Here is an 18,783-nt window from a genome sequence, read left to right as displayed (position 1 = left end):
AAGGTGGCTGCGTGGCTTCCAATCCATCGTTCGGAATCGCTCGTGACGCGGGATTCAGCTCCCGTCCATGGGTCGCGACGCATGGCACGAAGGATGCGAATCCTTCTTGTTCGAGAGCTGACGGCTTGACCGCCGAGGAAGGCGAACGATGAATCCGCGTCACTATGTCGACCTGAAGGAAACGGATCGGAATCTCCAGCCGACCTATTACTTCATGATCAACTGTCTCCTCTATAGCCGGATGGAGACGGGCCTGGTTTCGAACCAGGACTTCTATGACGAGGACGTCAACGTCTACCTCGCCCACCTGCTCCATTCGTTCATCAACCCGGAGTACGTGGAGCAGTCCAAGCGGTTCCTGTCGAAGTACGACACCGACGTCTTTCGCCGGCTGTCCAATTCGACGGACTCCCGGCTCAAGTACCTCATTTACAAGACGAATGCCGACTTCCTGTTGATCTCGATCGGCATCTTCGACAACCCGATGGTGCCGGCGGGCTCGCGGGCGAAGGTGGTCCAGCCTGCCGAAGAGGCCTACATTGGCCGGGGCAAGACCTACTACCACTTCGCGTACTCTTACGCGCAGCAGGTCCACCGCAAGAACCAGGGCGTGGCGGACGTGCTGGAAAAGCTGTCTGTCGGCTTCGACAAGTACATCAAGATCCTCTCCCACATGCGGGGCGAGTATCTCGACTTGATGACCCGCCTGTCGGCTGGCGAGGTCTACCACCTGGAGCGCTCGGTCAACGAGGACACGAAGCAGGAGATGCTTCGCCTCAAGCAGGACGAGCTGCTGGAGCTCTACACGGTCTGGAAGTCACAGCCGAGCCCAGAGACCGAGGAGAGCCTCGAGCGGGTGGTGAGCGAGATCAAGCAGCTCAACCCCTCGTTCAAGTTCGAGCTGCCGAAGCGCTGAGCTTCCGCCGGACGTCCGAGCCGAGCACGTCTGGCATCGAGAGGCCGAGAGCCTCTCACCCGAGCGACGGGCCCGGTCCTGAGAGGCCGGGCCGCGCTCGTTTCCAGCTCCCGAAGCGCACCCCAAGCGCACGGTTCCGTTTCGGACTCGCGTCGCCTCCGCATCCTGCTCCGGCGCGCTCCCCTCGCTGGGCGGCTACGAGCGGCGGGGGATCTCGTAGTTGGGGGCTTCCGAGGTGATCGTGATGTCGTGAGGATGGCTCTCGCGCAGGCCGGCGGCGCTCACGCGAACGAAGCGGGTCAGCGTCCGCAGCTCCTCGATCGAGCGCACGCCGCAGTAACCCATCCCGGCTCTCAGCCCGCCCACCATCTGGAAGACCGTGTGGGCCAGCGGTCCCTTGAACGGCACCCGGCCTTCGATGCCCTCGGGAACCAGCTTCGCCAGCCCTTCGGCCGCTTCCTGGAAGTAGCGCTCGCGGCTGCCCCTGCCCGCGGCCATGGCGGAGAGTGATCCCATCCCCCGATAAACCTTGTAGGAGCGTCCTTCGAGGAGCACCACTTCGCCCGGGCTCTCCTCGGTGCCCGCGAACAAGCTGCCGATCATCACCGAGTGGCCGCCGGAGGCCAGCGCCTTCACGACGTCGCCGCTGTACTTGATGCCCCCGTCCGCGATCAATGGGATCTCCGTCCCTTCGAGCGCGCGCGCCGCCTCGAGGATCGCCGTCACCTGGGCCATGCCCGCTCCGGTGACGACTCGCGTGGTGCAGATGGCGCCCGGGCCCATGCCCACCTTGATGCCGTCGACGCCGAGGGCTGCGATCGCCTTGGCCCCGTCGTAGGTGCCGACATTGCCCACCACCAGGTCCACATCGGCGAAGCGTTCGCGAATTCGCTCGGTCATTTGCATGACGCCGCTCGAATGGGCGTGCGCGCTGTCCACCACCAGGGCGTCGGCGCCCGCCTTCACCAGCTCGGTGGCGCGCTCCATGGCGTCGCCCCCCGCACCGACGGCGCCCGCCACCCGCAGGCGTCCGAGCTCGTCCTTGCATGCTTCCGGGTGCTTCACGCGCTTCTCGATGTCCTTGACCGTGATCAACCCGCGCAGGTTTCCGGCTTCGTCGACGACCGGCAGCTTCTCGATCCGGTTGCGCTGCAGGATGAGCCGCGCCTGCTCGAGCGTGGTGCCGACCGGCGTCGTCACCAGCTTGTCGCGCGTCATCACCTCCGACACGCGGCGATCCATGCGGTCTTCGAAGCGCAGGTCGCGGTTGGTGAGGATGCCGATCAGTCTTCCGTTCTCGGTGATCGGCACGCCGGAAATGTGGAAGCGCGCCATGATGGCGTGCGCGTCGCCGAGCGTCGCTTCGGGAGGGAGCGTCACCGGATCGGTGATCATGCCGCTCTCGGAGCGCTTGACGCGGTCGACCTGCGACACCTGCTCGGAGATCGTCATGTTCTTGTGGATGACTCCGAGGCCGCCTTCACGGGCGAGCGCGATGGCCAGCTCCGATTCGGTCACCGTGTCCATGGCGGCGCTGACGATCGGGATGTTGATGGGGATGCGCCGCGAGAAGCGCGAGCGAGTCTCGACCTCGCGGGGGTGAACCTCGGAGAGGCGAGGAACGAGGAGCACGTCGTCGAACGTGAGCGCCTCGGGGCCGACCTTCTCGTTCCAGCGCACGCGCTCCGGCAGGCGTGCGGCGGCGTCCTCGATCTTTTCCGCCCACGCGACGTGCTGGCTCACCTTGCGCTCACCTCCCGAAATCGCGCGAGTCCTCCTGGATCCTCGCCGCCTGTCACTTGAGCCCCGGGGGCAACTCCGAGGTCTCCTTCGGCTTGTTCAGGTCGAAATAATAATTGACTCCGGCGCGCAGCGCGATGGTCCTGGCTGCGCTGTTCCAGCCGGACGGGAACTGGTCGTCACGTTCCGCCATGACGTGGTGTTGAGCCATCGAAATCTCCACGCTCGTCTTCGGAAGACCCTTGAGGAACTGCTCCGCTCCGACCTCGGCCGTGAAGCCGAAATAGTTCCCGCGGTGGAGCCTCTGGGTGGCCGGGTCGGCCAGCACCTTGCGATGGTTCTCGATCCAGAGGCGATAGACCCCCGGACCGGCTCCCACATGGTAGAGCCTCGGCGACCTGCCCCAGATCCACTGGATCTGGGCGGAGACCGGAACGAGGAGCGTGAGATAGCTCTCTTTGTTCGTGTCCTCGGGGAACTTCGGATCGGTGAAGGGCGGCGAGTGCTTCTTGGAGTAGGCCGACCACGTGAATCCAGGGCTCACCTGAAGCCGCCAGCTCGGGCGCAGGTTGTAGCGGAACTGCCCACTGAAATCGAAGCGGGGATGCGAGCCCTCGGAGTAGTCCTCGGCGGCGTAGAACCACGACCCGCCGATCAATCCCCCGACACCCGCGTGGTTTGGAAATGCCTTGCTCTCCGCGGCGGCCGGCGCCACGGCCGCGGGCGCGATGGTCGCGGTGGCCGGGGCGGGAGCGGGCTCGGCCTTCGGTGTGCTGTCGGCCGGCGCCAATTTGACCTCGGGCTCAGGAGTGGGGCTTGGAGCGGGCGCGTCTTGCGCCAGACAGGGCGCGGCCAGGAAGAGCGAGAAAAAGACGATTCGCACCCCGAATGGGCGCAGGATCATGCGTTGGAGCTCCTCGGTTCCCTTGGAGGATGGGAAACGTCCCGGGTGCGAAGGCGCGGCAGTATAGGAATGGCCTCGGGGGGTGTCAAGAATGGGAATGCGGCTTGCGCGCTTTGCTGCAACCACTTCCGGCGCGGTGATGTGACCGGCGTCGTCGGCCTGCCGACATCGCCGACGCCGCGACGACGGGGACGTTCGCATAACCGTGGCGCGGACAACGGCCGCGTGCATGGACTCGTTCTTGCCGTCGACGGCGACGTTCCTCGACCGGGATCCCGCAAAATCGCCTCGTTCCTCTCCTCACCCCGACCCACCGAGTACCTTTCGAGCCTTCTTCGGGGGCCGGCCGCCAACCGGCCCCAGTCCCGGTCCTCGGTTTCGTTGACACTCGCTCGAGGCGCCCGTAGACTGCCGCACCTCTTTTGCCCGCATGCGCCGGGGGGCGTGAGCCCGCCCGGCCGTTCATCGTCTAGGGAAACCTCAGGATGACGCGCGCAGACCAGTGGAAGCTGTTGAGCGTCGTGGCCGCGACGCTGCTCTCCCTCTGGTACCTGTGGCCCTCCTACCGCTACTACTCGTTGAGCCCGGCGGAGCGGGCGAAGCTCCCCCCGAGCGAGCTGCGCGAGCTCCGCAAGAAGGCCATCCATCTGGGGCTCGATCTCCAGGGCGGCATGCAGGTGCTGCTCGAGGTCGACCGGTCCAAGCTCTCCGCCGCCGAAGCCGCCGATGCCGTCGATCGTGCGCGCGAGGTCATCGAGCGTCGCGTCGACCAGTTCGGCGTCGCCGAGCCGCTGATCCAGAAGCAGGGAGAGGATCGAATCATCGTTCAGCTTCCCGGGCTCACCGACCGCGAGCGCGCCCGTGAGCTGATCGGACGGACCGCTCTGCTGGAGTTCAAGCTGGTGCGGTCCCCGGAAGAGGTCCGCAACATCCTCGCTCGCCTCGACAGCTACCTCGCGGCTCGCGGGGCCGGTGCTGCGCTCGACACCACCTTGCGCAACACGCCGCTGACCGGCCACTTCCTCGACATCCAGTCCTCGGCCTTCGTGCGGCTCGACGACACCTCGGCGGTCGCTCGGCTGCTGGCGACTCCAGGGATCGACTCGATCGTCCCTTCCGACTCCCAGATCCTGTGGTCCTCCGACGACGAGAACTTCCAGGGCGTCACCGGCCGCCTGCTCTGGGTGGTGAAGCGCACGCCCGAAATGACCGGCAACTCCATCGCCACCGCCGAGGCGCGAGTCGGTCTCGATCAGACCAACCCCGGAGCCTGGGGCGTGACCATGACCATGACGCCGAAGGGCCGCGCCGACTTCGCGCGGGTCACCGGCAACAACGTCAATCGGCAGCTCGCGATCGTGCTCGACTCCAAGGTCAGCTCGGCGCCCGTGATCCGCGAGCGCATCCCGAGCGGCGACGCATCGATCACCGGCTCCTTTGGACTCGAGGAAGCCAAGGACCTGGGCATCGTCCTCCGCGCCGGCGCGCTGCCGGCCCCGGTACGGACCATCGAGGAACGATCGGTGGGTCCTTCGCTCGGCAGCGATTCGATCCAGAAGGGCCTGATGGCGGGCCTCATCGGCAGCATCCTGGTGGTGGTCTTCATGGTGTTCTACTACCGGCTCTCCGGGATGATCGCGATCCTCGCCATGCTGCTCAACATGTTCTACGTCGTCGCCGCGCTCTCCGGTTTCGGCGCCTCGTTGACCCTGCCGGGCATCGCCGGCCTGGTTCTCACCATCGGAATGTCGGTCGACGCCAACGTGCTGATCTTCGAGCGCATCCGTGAGGAGCTGCGCAACCAGAAGAGCGTGCGCCAGTCGGTCAATCTCGGCTACGACCGCGCCTTCCGGACGATCATGGACTCCAACCTCACCACCTTGATCTGCGCGCTGTTCCTCTTCCAGTTCGGCACGGGCCCCATCAAGGGCTTCGCGGTGACGTTGAGCATCGGCCTCATCGCGAACGTGTTCACGGCGGTGCTCTTCACCCGCCTGATCTACGACTACTGGCTCAACCGCGGCAAGCCCGAGCGCTTGAGCATCTGAGGGCCTCTCGATGATCCAGCTGCTGGTCGGCACCAAGTTCCCGTTCATGCGGTACCGCCGGGTGGCTTACGTCATGTCGGCGGTGCTGATCCTGGCGACCGTCGTCTGGCTCGTGAGCCGCGGGGGCCCCCGATACAGCGTCGACTTCACCGGCGGGACGATGCTTCAGATTCGCACCAGCACCGTGCTCGCGGCCGACCAGGTGCGCGCCGCACTCGAAGAGGCGGGCCTCCGGGGCGTCGAGCTCCAGCAGACCGGCGACCAGCACGACGAGTACATGCTGCGGGTCAAGGCGGAGCAGAACAGCGAGGATCTGTTCTCCACGGTGCGCCAGGCCATCACCCGGCGCGCGCCGGGGGTCAACGTGGAGCTGCGGCGCAGCGAGCTGGTCGGGCCCAAGGTCGGCAGCGAGCTCCGCGAGAAGGCGATCTGGGCCATCCTCGGCAGCCTGGCCGGGATCCTGATCTACGTCGGTGTGCGGTACGAGTTCAAGTTCGCCCTGGGCGCCGTCGTCGCGCTCTTCCACGACGTGTTCGCGACCCTGGGCTTCCTGTGCTTCACGAACCGGGAAGTCAGCCTCACGGTGATCGCCGCCCTGCTGACCATTGCCGGGTTCTCGATCAACGACAAGGTCGTGGTCTTCGACCGGATCCGGGAGCGATCCAAGGCGCTTCGCAAGGAGAAGCACTCGATCGCCATGGACATCGCGGTCAACGAGACGCTCTCGCGCACCGTGATCACCAACACCACGGTCTTCCTCAGCGCGGTGGCCCTGCTGGTCTGGGGTGGCGATGTGCTGCAGGATTTCTCCTTCGCCACGCTCATAGGGATCCTGATCGGGACTTACTCCTCGGTCTACCTTGCGAGCGCGCTGGCGTTGGACATCTGGATCTGGCTGGATCGGCGGAAGGGCATTCAGGCCGAATGACGGAGAAGTCCATGAAGGGTCCTCGCCTTTGTCTGCGCTCTCTCTCGGGCTTCGCCCTGTTGGGCCTGCTGACCTCGAGCGCGCTGCTGTTGGCCTCCTGTGAGAAGAAGTCGATGGTGGTTCCGGGCGATGGCGTCGTAGGGATTCCATCGGAATCCCAGCTCATCGTCTGGCGCGACACACCCAACGAGGTTTGGACGTTCTTGGATCAAGAGGCGGGCGGCCCGAGCTGGTCCTCCCCTGGGACTGGCGAGGTCTTCCAGGACACCTACCTCAGTGAAGAGCTCGTCTATGCTGCGGGTCCGGGGGCGACGCGAGGTTTCATCTTCGACTTCACGCCCGCAAGCGAGTTCGAGATCCTCAGGAAGAATGGCGGCAGCTTCCTTCCCATTTTCGATTACCTGTTGCCACCGGCGAGGCGATACCTGGGATTCAACACCGACGTCTTCGAGTTCTCGGACCGCTCACCTGGATCCTCGCCCGAATACATCGGGCGCGGCACGGCTTCGGGAACCGTGGTCAGCGGCGCTCCAAAGACGAACATCGGGACTGGCGGGTCGGATCCGCTCCCGTCCGGCATCACGCTCACCTCGGTGAACGGGCTCGACCCGCGCGTCCCCCCACCGGTCGACTCCATCTTCAGACTGGCATGGAGCGAGGTGCCGAACGCCGCCGGTTACTGGGTGCACGTCTACCAGTTCGCCGGGCAGGACTCTGCGGATCTGGTGGCGACCGGACTCCCCTCGCCGACCTACCTTGGCGTGACCCAGGATCAGCTCATCGTCTTCGTTCCCGCGGATCCGTCGGCCGACCTCACGATCGTCAGGACGAAGTACCCCCTCCTCACGGGCCTGCTCTATCAGGCTCGAATCACGGCCGTGGACGACTCGGGTCGTCTGATCGCGCGTAGTCACAAGAACCTGGCGGATCTCATGGCCGACTTGACGACGCCCGCCGACTGGCTGGCGAACTTCGAGGACTACAGCCTCTTCCGGAAGGAAGGGAGCTACTCGATCTCTCCGCGCGGGGCGCTCGGTTTCCAATTCTGGGGGCGAGTGGGCACCGGCCTGGTCCCACTGCAGATCACTCGAACCGGAGACCGGGAGCTGACCATCCTTTAAGGGGTGCCCATCCCGCCCCGCCGACCCCCAGTGCGCCAGATCGCTCCGGCCGTTTCCCTCGCGACGCTATTCCTCCTGGTCGCGACGCTTGCGTCCCTGGCCCAGGTGGCGCCGCGCGGTCCAGCCCTGGGCCCCGGCCAGCCCTCCCCGCCCGGCGCTCGCGCGTTCAGCATCGCGCGCCTCAAGTACGGCGGAGGCGGCGACTGGTATGAGGATCGGACCTCGATGGTGAACCTCATGCGCGGAGTCGGCGCCCGAACCTCGATCCCGGTCGGCGGGGAGCGCGAGGCGGTCGTGGAGCCGGCAAGCGCCGCCCTGTTCCAGTACCCCTTCCTGTTCGCGTGCGGTCACGGGAACATGAAGTTCACGCCGACCGAAGTGACGAACATGCGCCGATACCTGACGACCGGGGGATTTTGGTGGGTGGACGACGACTTCGGGATCGATCCTTCGTTCCGTCGCGAGATTCGCCGCATCTTTCCCGAGAGTCCGCTCATCGAGATCCCGTATTCGCATCCTATTTTTCACGGCCTTTACGAATTCCCGAGCGGGTTGCCGAAGATTCATGAGCACGCGGGTGGTCCCGCCAAGGCGTACGGCATTGTTCACCAAGGAAGGCTGGTTGTATTCTATTCGCACGACACGGACCTCGGTGACGGTCTCGAGGATGAAGACGTTCATCACGATCCGCCCGAAAAACGCGAGCAGGCGCTGCGCATGGGTCTCAACATCGTCCACTATGCGCTGACGCACTGACCCCGTCCCCCACGGGCCGCCAGCGGCAAAACCTCATGACACGACGCGCGCCCGAATCCGATCTTCGACACCCGCTGGAGCGCCAGCACCAACAGCACCGTCGCGCCTGGATGTGGCGCTGCGCGCTGCGCGGCGCCGAGCGATGCGCCGTGCTCGTGGCGCTTGCTCTCTTCATCGGCGTCGCGATCACTCCGGGCGTCGCCACCGCGTGGCTGAGGCTTTCGCTGCTGGCCACGGCCGCGGTCATGGCGCTGCTCGCCGCGGGCGCGCGGTACGCGCGCAACGTGCTCTCGATGCCGGCGTACCTCGAGCAGGTCGAGTCTCGATTCCCCAACTTGAGGTCCCTGCTCCGCAACGCCGTGGATTTCGAGGGCGCCGAGCTGCGCGACGTCTCTCCCGAGCTGGCGGGAGCGCTGCGGCAGGAGACGCTGCGGCAGCTCGAGGGCACGGACCTCGTCACGCTGCAGCCGAAGATCGCTCCTCGTCGTCCGGCCGTGGTGATGGCGGCCTGTCTTGCCGCGATGGTTCTCGTGGGTTCGCTGTGGCCCGCGCGCACGCAGCGCTCCTGGGCCACGCTCTGGAACCCGGAGGCCGCCGCGCCGCCGGTGCGGCTCGTCGTCGAGCCGGGATCGGTCACCGTCACGCCGGGCGCATCGCTGGCGGTGCGCGCGCGTGTGTGGGGCAGTGAGCGTGCGCCGCGCCTCGAGCGCGCTCCTGGTGACCCGGTCGAGGCGGCGTCCGAAGGGCGGGACGAAGCCGGCGCGCGGATCTGGCGCTTCGACCTGGCCCAGCTGACCAGCGCTTCGGAGTACTGGGTGAAGGTGGCGGCCACGAAGAGCCCTCGCTACCGCATCGGCCTCTCCGGCGCACTGTCTCCGGTGAGCTTCGAGATCGAGTATCGCGCGCCTTCGTACGCGCGGCTTCCGGTGCAGCGCGGGACTTCCTCGCGCGGAGACCTGTCGGCGCTGCGCGGCAGCCGCGCCACGCTGGTCGTGACCTTCGACCGTGACCTCGAGACGCTGGAGGCGAAGGACGGCGCGTCGACGCGCCGCTGGGAATCGCTCTCTCCTCGGCGCTGGCGCGGCGTGGTCCCCATCGATCGCGACGGGGATTACGAGCTCATCGCCGCCGCGCAGTCGGACGAGAGCGACGAGGCCGCGCCCCGCGAGGGACGCTTCCGCTACCGGGTCACCGCGCTGGCCGATGCGCCGCCCGTGCTGATGGTGCGGACTCCCGAGGGCGACGTCGACCTGCCGACCGGTCAGCAGGTGCCGCTGCAGGTGCTGGCGCAGGACGATCTCGGACTCACCGAGCTCAAGCTCCAGTATCGGATGGCTCCCGAGAATCCTTGGACCGATCTCCCTCTCGCCAACTTTCCGGCCCACCCGCGGGATGCGCGCGTGGACACGCGCTGGGACGCTTCGGGACTGGCCCTGCTTCCCGGGCAGAGCGCCGCGTTCCGGCTCGTCCTGTTCGACGACAACGCGGTCACCGGACGCGGACGGGCGGTGAGCCCGGAGTTCCAGCTTCGCTTCCCTTCGGTCGCCGACCTCTACCAGAACGTCGAGCAGCAGCAGAGCGGCGCGCAGAACACTCTGGAGCGGGTCGCCGAACAGGCGCGCGAGCTGCAGAAGTCGCTCGACAAGCTGTCGCGCCAGCAGCAGCCCCAGGAGTCGGCGCCAGGTCAGAACTTCGAGCGCAGTGAAGAGCTGCGCGGCGCCCTCCAGCGCCAGCAGGAGATCGGACGTCAGATCGATCAGGCCGCCCAGCAGCTGCAGCAGAGCATCGATGAGGCCGCCGAGCGGAATGCCTTCGATCAGGAGCTGATGCGCAAGCTGAATCAGGTGCAGCAGCTCATGGAGCAGATCCAGTCGCCCGAGTTCAAGGAAGCGCTGAAGAAGATGCAGCAGGCGATGGAGAACCTCGATCGGCGCGCGCTCGAGCGGCAGATGCCGCAATGGAGAACCGAAAACAAGGAGCTGGTCGAGAACCTCGAGCGCACGCTCGAGCTGCTCAAGAAACTGCGCGAGGAAGAGAAGCTGCAGGAGCTGGCCAAGCGCGCCGAGGATCTCAAGGCCCAGCAGGACGCGCTCAACCAGGAGCACGAGCAGTCGGGCAAGGAGCAGAGCGACGCCAAGGAGCGCAAGGACCTGTCCGATCGGCAGCAGCGCGCGGCGGAGGAGAGCAAGCAGCTCGGCCAGGAGACCCAGGAGCAGGCGGCCAAGTCCGAGGATGCGCAGCAGAAGCAGGAAATGGAGACCGCGGCGCAGGAGCTGTCCCAGGAAGCGGCGAAGGCCCAGGAGCAGGCGTCCCAGTCCTCCGAGAAAGGTCAGTCGTCCAAGGCGCAGCAGTCCGGCAAGCAGGCGAGCGACGCGCTCCAGCGCGCGGCCGAGCGCATGCAGAGCATGGCGCAGCAGTCCCAGTCCGAGCAGGACCAGGTGGATCTGGCTGCCGTGCGTCGCGCGGCGCAGGACCTGGTGTCGCTGCAGCGCGAGAGCGAGGGGAATCTGGGCTCCAACGCCCCGCCCCGCGCCATGGCTGACCGCCAGACCGATCTCTCCGAAGGCACCGCTCGAGTCGCCGACTCGCTGTACCAGCTGTCGCGGCAGACCCCCTTCATCTCACCGCAGCTCTCGGAGGCGCTGGGCCGGGCGATCAACGGCCTCAACGAATCGGGTCGCGAGCTGTCGGCCGGGAACCGCGCGCGTGGCGAGGAGGCCGGCCGCAACGCGGCGCGCTCGCTCAACCAGGCGATCCTCTCCCTGCGCGAGGCCGAAGGGGCGATGTGCGACCAGCCGGGCTCCGGCAAGAGCGGCACGCGGCCGAACCCGCAAAAGATCGGCAACATCTCCGAGATGCAGAGCCAGCTCAATCAGCAGACACGAAGCCTGGCCAAGCAGCTCTCCGAGCAGATGCGACTCTCGGCCGGCGATCGCGAGCAGATGGACCGCCTGGCGCGCGAGCAGGAGCGGATTCGTCACGAGCTCGAGCAGATCCGCGCGGAGGAGGAGTCCAAGCGCGAGCTGCTCGGCCGCCTCCAGCAGACCGAGCGCGAGATGAAGGAAGTCGAGGAAGCGCTGAGGCAGGGAGCGGCCGACGGCTCGCTGGAGGAGAAGCAGCAGAAGATCCTCTCCCGGCTGCTCGACGCCCAGCGCTCGGTGAACCGCCGTGACTTCGATCCGCAGCGCGAGTCGCGACCGGGACAGGACGTCGCCGGCCAGAGCCCTGCCGAGATTCCGGCCGAGCTGCTGCGCCAGTCCGATCGCTTCCGTCAGGACCTGCTCAAGTCCGAGCTGGATCGGTATCCCGCTCAGTACCGCAGCTTCGTCGAGGCCTACTTGCGATCGCTGAACGGAAGCCGCCGTTGAGCCGAAGACTCGGCGCTGCGACCGGCCTCGTGCTGGTCCTCGCCGCGTTCGCGGGACCGGCTCTGGCTCAAGGTAGTCCGCCACAGAGGCGCTTCTTCGAGCATCGCGTCCCGTTGGCTGGGCCGCGACTTCCCGAGCGCGAGATTCCCTCACTGCCGCTCGACGTCCGCGCGCAGGTCGAGCGCGGGCGCGCCCAGGCCGAGGCCGGTCGCCTGGATGCGGCGAAGGACACGCTCAACCGGGCACTCGCCCGGGCGCCGCACCATCCCGAAGTGCTGATCGAGATGGCCAGCGTCCTCCAGGCCCGGGGCGCGTGGCGCCAGCTGGAGCAACTGGCGCGCTCCGAGCGGAGCGCCGCGCGCGACTCGCTGCTGCTGGGCGAGGATCTGACCCTCGCCTGCCAGCGGCTCGGAAAGCCACGGGAAGCGGCGCAGACAGCGCTCGAAGCCTGGGTGGCCTCGCCGATCTACGGCATGTGGGCGAGAACGAAGCTCGACAGCCTGGTGACCGCCGATCCCAAGGGCGTGCGCGAGGTGACGCAGCGGGTGGCCGCGAGCTTCCCGATGCGCACCGACCTCGTGCGCGGGGCGGCCGCGGTCACCTGGAGCAGTGGCGACGCGCCGGGCGCGATGCGTCTGCTGAAGAGCGCCGACGAGACCTACAAGGGCGCCCCGCTTCGCTGGAGCTTCGCCGAGGAGCTGCTGGCGACCGGAGCGGCGCGGGACTCCTCGGGGGCGATCGAGGTGCTGATCGATCTGTCCGGCGATCGCGGTCGCGATCTTCCGTATCGGCTGGTGGCCGCCCGCCGCGCCTGGGAGATCTACGAGCGCCGCGCCGCGGCACGCGAGGGCGCGCCGCGCATCGCTCGGGCGCTGCAGGACATCCCGGTCGGCAAATGGGGGAGCCCGCTGGCCATCGAAGTGATCCGGGGTCTGCGCGAGGCCGGCGCGACCGAGGACGCCCGCCGGCTGCTGCAGGCGCTCGGCGAGCAGAAGGCCGGTCTGCCGGAGATCGCCGTCGAGCACGCGCTCAACGATCTGCGCGACGGCCCGCCCGAACGCGCGCTCGAGCCGCTCAAGGGCCTCGCCGGAAGCTCCTCGACCGCGACGTTTCACTATGCGGAGGCGCTCTTCTTCGCCGGGCAGCCCGATTCCGCGCTGGCGTGGTACGAGCGAGCCAGCAAGGACGCGTCCGGACCGTTCACCGGCGCCGCGCTCGAGCGCATCTACACGATCGAGGAGGCGCGCCCCAAGGAGGCGCTGCCGGCCTTCGGGCGCCTCGCCTACGAGCAGTGGCGGAACGATACGCGGCGGGCGATGGGCATGGCCGATTCGCTCTACCGGACCCTGCCGCGGGCGTCGTTGTGGGCCCAATCGGCCATCACGCTCGCCGCCCTGCGCGAGAAGAGCGGAGATGGCAAGGGCGCCCTCGAGCCTCTGCTGGCCCTGGCCGAGGGGCTGCCCAACGATCGGCTGGCGCCGCTCGCCCGGCAGCGTGCCGGCGATGTGTACCGGAATGCGTATCATGATGACGCCAAGGCGCTCGCCCAGTACGAAGAGTGCCTGGCGAGATACCCCAAGGCATGGAACGCGCCCGAGGTGCGGCGCCGGGTCGAAGCGCTCAAGCGGGATCGGCGCTTCTGAGAGAACGATGATCGTCAAGCTCTGGAGATGGAGGTGGGTTCCGGTCGGGCGAGGCGCCGGACAGGCGTTGCTGGCGCTTCCGATCGCCGTGCTCACGCTCGTGGCCGCGGCGCTGGCGCTCGGCTTCACCCTGCTGCTCATGCGGGGCGCGAGAACGCGCGAGATGCGCGGCGCTTCGCCGCCCACGCCGGTCGAGCCACCGCGGCAGCCGGGAGAGCGTCGCTCCTACGCCGAGCTGATCGAGATGATCCCGGTCGTCTTCCTGCTCGGTCTTGGCCTGGTGGCGGCGAACCCTGCTCCCGTCGCGGCCAAGCTCCTGGTGGCGATGGACGATCGGCAGACCGACCATCTCAAGGCGTACGGTCTCGCCTACTGGGCGCTGACCAAAGGGCAACGAGCGGAGTGGCTCCTCAACTATCGCGGCGGCTCCTTCCTGCTCGACGACGGAGAAGCCACGGAGCGCGAGGCGAACATTCGCGGCGTGTCCTTCGAGCGTGTCAGCGGAAGTCAGGAAGCGTCGATCCGCGCCCAGATCGCCGACGAGAACATGGAGGTCGTGGCGCTCGAGAAGGCGCCGAAGGTCGCCGTCTACATTCCTCTCAACACGCCGCCCTGGGACGACGCGGTGACGCTCGCGCTCGAATACGCGGACATTCCCTACACCAAGCTGTGGGACGAGGAGGTGCTCAAAGGGGACCTGGCGAAGTACGACTGGTTGCACCTCCACCACGAGGACTTCACCGCGCAGCACGGAAAGTTCTACGCCGCCTACCACAACTTCCCCTGGTACCAGGAGGAGGAAGCGGTCCAGATGGGGATGGCGCGCAAGCTCGGCTACGCCAAGGTCACTCAGCTCAAGACCGCGGTGGCGATCACGATCAAGGATTACATCTCGCGCGGCGGCTTCATGTTCGGCATGTGCTCGGCCACCGATACCTACGACATCGCGCTGGCGGCCAACGGCGCCGACATCGCGGACATCGTGTACGACGGCGATCCTCCGGATCCCCTGGCCCAGAAGAAGCTGGACTTCAGCCGCACGCTGGCGTTCAAGGACTTCCGGCTCGAGACCGATCCGATGATCTATCGCTTCTCCGACATCGACATGACCCAGGAAGCGTCCCTGCGCGGACCCAACACCTGGTTCACGCTGTTCGACTTCTCGGCCAAGAACGACCCGGTGCCCACCATGCTGGTCCAGAACCACATGAACGCGGTCGCCGAATTCCTGGGCCAGACGACCGGATTCCGCCGCTCCCGCATGAAGAGTGGCGTGGTCTCCCTGGGTGAGGTCGAGGGGACCGAGGAGATCAAGTACCTGCACGGGCAGTTCGGCCGCGGGACCTTCACCTTCCTGGGCGGCCACGATCCCGAGGACTACCAGCACATGGTCGGCGATCCCGCCACCGACCTCAGCAAGTTCCGGCACTCGCCCGGCTACCGACTCATCCTCAACAACGTCCTGTTCCCCGCCGCCGAGAAGAAGAAGCAGCGCACATAGACGCTGCGAGCGTCGGACCCTCGCGGTTCGCCACATCCCCCCTGCAGCGCGCACGGGCCTTTTTCCCCATCCGTGCGCGGTTTCACGCGTGCTGCACGGCGCGCGGCGCTAACCCCATGGAATCGCGCGGGGCCCGCGGATTGCTCCTTGCTCCCTTGGCCGTATTCCCCGAACGCCCAACGGAGGTGCAGTCCCGTGCTTCGTGGAGCTTCGCTTCTCGTCCTGATCGGGCTGCTCACGGACGTGCACCCTTCCGTCGCCGCGTGGACGCCGCTCACTTCGCTTCCTGAAGCGAGCTTCGGCGCGGGCGCCGCGAGCCAAGGCGGGCGTCTCTATCTGGTCGGTGGTTTCAACGGCCAGATCTCCTCCAGCGTCGTGGCCTGGGACGGCACCACCTGGGGATCGTTGCCTTCGCTCTCCGAGCCGCGCATGACGGCCGGCGTCGCCGCGACCCAGTCCTTCGTCTTCGCCTTTGGCGGTCTCGACGTGAACGGCGTGCCCTCGGCGACGGCCGAGCGCTTCGACGCGGCGGCCGGCTCATGGTCCGGCGTCGCCGCGATGCCGATGGCGCGCGCCTCCGGCGCCGCCTTCGCCGTGGGTGATGAACTCTACGTGGCCGGCGGCCAGGGCGAGGACGGACATCCGCTCGCGCCCTGCTTCCGCTTCGATCCCGGCGCCAACGCGTGGAGCCCGGTGGCCGCGCTTCCCACGCCGCGCACCGGCGTCGCCGGAGCGGTGCTGGGAGGCAGGCTGTGGGTGATCGGTGGGTACGACGGAATGCCCTCGAGCCTGGTCGAGCGCTTCGATCCGGCGAGTGGATCGTGGAGTGCGGGACCTGCACTGCCGGAGCCTCTGTGGTTCCCGGCGGCCGGCGTGCTGGATGGACGCGTGTGGGTCGTGGGCGGCATGGACGGCTCGTTCATGCGCAGCGACCGTGTCTACAGCGCGGGATCGGACGGCGTGTGGCGCTCCGAGGACGTGCTTCCGGCCGCGGTCGCGGTCGCATCGGTGGGCTCGCTCGCCAACTGTCTCGTCGTCGCCGGAGGCATGGACGCGTCGGGCATGCCGAGCTCGTCGGCGTTCTCCCAGTGTGTCGTTGCGCCTCCGCCGCCTCCTCCGCCGTCTGGCGACAGTCTGACCGTGACGATCACGCTCAACCCCGCCGCGCTCAACGCCAGCAGCAACGGGCAGTGGATCTCGGCGCACATCGTGCCGAACGGGTTCCCGGGGACCGACATTCAGCTGGAGTCACTGAGACTCGACGGGATCGCGCCCGACCTCAGTGGGCCGATCTCGATCTCCGAGACCGAGGTCGACGTCAAGTTTCCGCGCGCGGCGTTCGCCAACCGACCGGCCGGCCTCTACGACCTGAGACTGACCGGCGTCCGCGCGGACGGCCAGCCGTTCAGCGGCTCGACGTCATTGAACGTGCAAGGCTCCAGCCTGGCGAACAAGAGCCGCAAGCTCAAGCCCCTGGCGAGCGGCGTGGAAGTCTCGCTCGATCAGAGCGAGCCGGTCCGCATCGACGTGATCGACCTCCAGGGTCGCGTCGTCGCACGGCTGTACCAGGGGATGATGACCGCCGGCGCGTCCCGCCACGAGTGGCCTCGCGCCGGGCAGTCGGTTCCGCGCGGAACCTACTTCGTGCGTCTGGCGAGGCCCGCGGGGATGGAAGTGGTGCGCATCGCGGTGATTCGCTGATCCCACCGGGATGACGGGGCGGGCGGCCCGATGGGCCGCCCGTCGTCGTTTGCGCGATTACCTCGGCGTCTCCGGAGCGCTCTGCTGCTGCTCGCGGCGCTTCTGGGCGTCGCGCCTCAGCTGGTCGCGGTTGGTCACCACGAACTCCACTCGGCGATTCCGCGTCATGTTGGCTTCGCTGGTGTTGGGGACCAGCGGCCGGCTCTCTCCGTATCCCTTGGGCGTGAACCGTGCGCGGCCGACGTCCGGATACTTCTGGACGAGATAGTCCAGCACCGACCGGGCGCGGGCTTCGGAGAGGCGCTGATTTTCCCGGTCCGCCCCGCGGTTGTCGGTGTGGGCGCCAATCTCGATCTTGAGCTCGGGCCAGCGTCTGAGGACCTGGCCCACGACGTCGAGCACGCCGAAGCTCGCGGAGAGCAGCTCCGCTTTGCCGGTGGCGAAGCTCACGTTCTGGAGACGGATCATGCCGGTGTCGAACAGCTCCTTTTCCTTCTCGAGCACTTCGGTCGGGCAACCCTGCGCGTTCACCTTCATCCCCGTCGCCGTCTCGGGGCACTGGTCGAGACCGTCGAACACGCCGTCCGAGTCGGCGTCCCTCGGGCAGCCCTTCTCGTCCACGATCGCGCCCTTGGGCGTGTCGGGACACTGATCGGTCGGCGTCTTGACGCCATCGGCGTCGGTGTCGTTGGGACAGCCCTTCTCGTCGACGGACGTTCCCTGCGGCGTGTCCGGACACGTATCCACGCCGTCGCACACGCCGTCGCCGTCCGCGTCCGTCGGGCAGCCCTTGGCGTCGACCTTGCAGCCCGGGGGCGTGTTCACGCACTGGTCGAGGCCATCCGCGACACTGTCGCGGTCGGCGTCGATCGAACAGCCCTGCGCGTTCACCTTGGCCCCGATCGGCGTTCCCGGACAGGCGTCGAGCCACTCGCGCACAGAGTCGAGGTCGGTGTCCTTCTCCTTGCCGCCGAACAACCAGTGAAGACCCGCGGTCACCACGAAGTCGTTGTCGGACTCCTTGGCGTCACGCTGGCGGAAGAACGAGTCGCGGATCTGAATCCGAAGGTAGCTGCGCTGGTTGCGGAGGTTGATGAGCGCGCCCGCCCCGAGACTCGGAGTGCCGCGCGTGAGATCGTCCGGAGGCGTGCCGGTGGTCGAGCTCTTCAAGGCCGCGAGCCCGTAGATGAGGTACGGGACGACGCGGCTGTCACCGGGCCGGACGTTGATCCGCACGTCGAGCCCGAGGGAGGTGAAATCATGGCTCGGCTCGGGAAAGGTGTCGGCCTCGGACGGCGCCATGTAGGCCTGACCTTCGAGCACCAGCCATGGCAGCATTCGCATGCCCACCGAGCCGCCGAACGCCAGGCCGCTCTTCACGTGGGCCCGGGCGTCGGGGGCCGACCAGCCGAGCTGCCCCGACACTTCGATGGGCCGGCCGGTGATTTGGGCGAATGCCGGTGACGCGAACAGGACGGCGGCGACAACGACCAGGCGCACGCTGAAGCGCGACATGCGGCAGGAACCCTCCAAAGATCACGTGAGGCCCGGTCGCCGCGCGTGGAGTGGAGCGAGAGGCGGTCTCGCGCGGGAAAAAAGGCCGGTAAGTGCTACCATCGCTGCCCGCTGAGGTCAACGGAACAAAGCCCGCGGGATTCGCGGAGGAAACGGCATGTCGCCTGAGGAACGCCGGCAGCTCATTGCTCGCTACGCAGACGGCTACCCGGAGGTGGCGAGCGCTCTCGAGGGGTTCCCGGACGACGGTCTGTCGGCTCGGCCGCTCCCGGGGAAGTGGAGCGCGCGCGAGATCGTCCATCACCTGGCCGACAGCGAATCGATCTCGGCCCAGCGCCTGCGCAAGCTTCTGACCGAGGACAAGCCGATCATCCACGGCTACGATCAGGAGCGCTACGCCACCTTGCTGCGCTACAACGAGCGGGACATGGCGCCGGCGCTCGAGGCGTTCCGCGCCGCGCGGACCACCACGGCCCAGATCCTCTCCTCCATGTCGAGCGCGGACTGGGAGCGGGAAGGGTGGCACACCGAGTCGGGGCGCTATACCGCCGAGACCTGGCTCAGGATCTACGCCGCCCACGCTCACGACCACGCCGCCCAGATCCGGCGCCTGCGCGACCAATTGACTCGCTGAGGCTCCGT

13 protein-coding genes are annotated in these 18,783 nt (G+C 67.5%); 10 read left to right on the top strand and 3 right to left on the bottom strand.

Features of this window, described 5'->3' with window-relative positions; genetic code table 11:
- The first annotated feature begins 148 nt into the window (after window positions 1-148).
- Window positions 149-916, top strand: coding sequence for a hypothetical protein (locus VFQ05_11270; protein ID HET9327346.1), 768 nt, complete (start codon window positions 149-151; stop codon window positions 914-916).
- 195 nt (window positions 917-1,111) lie between these two features.
- On the opposite strand, the gene guaB is transcribed toward VFQ05_11270, so the two are convergent.
- Window positions 1,112-2,596 carry an IMP dehydrogenase gene (guaB, locus tag VFQ05_11265; GenBank protein ID HET9327345.1) on the bottom strand — a complete coding sequence of 495 codons (1,485 nt, stop codon included), beginning with the start codon at window positions 2,594-2,596 and terminating at the stop codon, window positions 1,112-1,114.
- 115 nt (window positions 2,597-2,711) lie between these two features.
- Entirely contained in the window at window positions 2,712-3,560 is an 849-nt protein-coding gene (locus tag VFQ05_11260) for an outer membrane beta-barrel protein (protein HET9327344.1), read from the bottom strand.
- 485 nt (window positions 3,561-4,045) lie between these two features.
- On the opposite strand from VFQ05_11260, the gene secD reads away from it, so the two are divergent.
- The 8 genes from secD to VFQ05_11220 all read left to right on the top strand — a co-directional run bounded on the left by secD (window position 4,046) and on the right by VFQ05_11220 (window position 16,626).
- The gene (gene secD / locus VFQ05_11255) at window positions 4,046-5,608 is read left to right on the top strand and encodes a protein translocase subunit SecD (protein ID HET9327343.1); all 1,563 of its coding nucleotides are present in this window, start codon (window positions 4,046-4,048) and stop codon (window positions 5,606-5,608) included.
- 10 nt (window positions 5,609-5,618) lie between these two features.
- Window positions 5,619-6,536: a protein translocase subunit SecF gene (gene secF / locus VFQ05_11250; GenBank protein ID HET9327342.1), complete on the top strand. Its 918-nt coding sequence runs from the start codon at window positions 5,619-5,621 to the stop codon at window positions 6,534-6,536.
- A gap of 11 nt (window positions 6,537-6,547) precedes the next feature.
- Window positions 6,548-7,657, top strand: coding sequence for a hypothetical protein (locus VFQ05_11245; GenBank protein ID HET9327341.1), 1,110 nt, complete (start codon window positions 6,548-6,550; stop codon window positions 7,655-7,657).
- A gap of 30 nt (window positions 7,658-7,687) precedes the next feature.
- On the top strand, window positions 7,688-8,413 hold the full coding sequence (locus tag VFQ05_11240; protein HET9327340.1) for a DUF4159 domain-containing protein: 726 nt from the start codon (window positions 7,688-7,690) through the stop codon (window positions 8,411-8,413).
- 35 nt (window positions 8,414-8,448) lie between these two features.
- Complete coding sequence (locus VFQ05_11235) at window positions 8,449-11,781, top strand: hypothetical protein (GenBank protein HET9327339.1); 3,333 nt, start codon at window positions 8,449-8,451, stop codon at window positions 11,779-11,781.
- Entirely contained in the window at window positions 11,778-13,424 is a 1,647-nt protein-coding gene (locus VFQ05_11230; GenBank protein ID HET9327338.1) for a tetratricopeptide repeat protein, read from the top strand. The genes VFQ05_11235 and VFQ05_11230 overlap by 4 nt, the downstream gene beginning before the upstream one ends.
- A 7-nt stretch (window positions 13,425-13,431) precedes the next feature.
- Window positions 13,432-14,925: an asparagine synthetase B gene (locus tag VFQ05_11225; GenBank protein ID HET9327337.1), complete on the top strand. Its 1,494-nt coding sequence runs from the start codon at window positions 13,432-13,434 to the stop codon at window positions 14,923-14,925.
- Window positions 14,926-15,120: 195 nt separating this feature from the next.
- Complete coding sequence (locus VFQ05_11220) at window positions 15,121-16,626, top strand: kelch repeat-containing protein (protein ID HET9327336.1); 1,506 nt, start codon at window positions 15,121-15,123, stop codon at window positions 16,624-16,626.
- Window positions 16,627-16,683: 57 nt separating this feature from the next.
- Here the strand turns inward: VFQ05_11220 and VFQ05_11215 are convergent, their stop codons facing one another.
- On the bottom strand, window positions 16,684-18,141 hold the full coding sequence (locus tag VFQ05_11215; protein ID HET9327335.1) for an OmpA family protein: 1,458 nt from the start codon (window positions 18,139-18,141) through the stop codon (window positions 16,684-16,686).
- A gap of 157 nt (window positions 18,142-18,298) precedes the next feature.
- Here VFQ05_11215 and VFQ05_11210 point away from each other — a divergent pair, with 157 nt between their 5' ends.
- On the top strand, window positions 18,299-18,775 hold the full coding sequence (locus VFQ05_11210) for a DinB family protein (GenBank protein HET9327334.1): 477 nt from the start codon (window positions 18,299-18,301) through the stop codon (window positions 18,773-18,775).
- The last annotated feature ends 8 nt before the right edge of the window (window positions 18,776-18,783 follow it).

Source organism: Candidatus Eisenbacteria bacterium (genome assembly GCA_035712145.1).
Taxonomy (GTDB): Bacteria; Eisenbacteria; RBG-16-71-46; order RBG-16-71-46; family RBG-16-71-46; genus DASTBI01.
The sequence above is the reverse complement of the archived record's forward strand: the minus strand, read 5'-3'. Positions and strand labels throughout refer to the sequence as shown.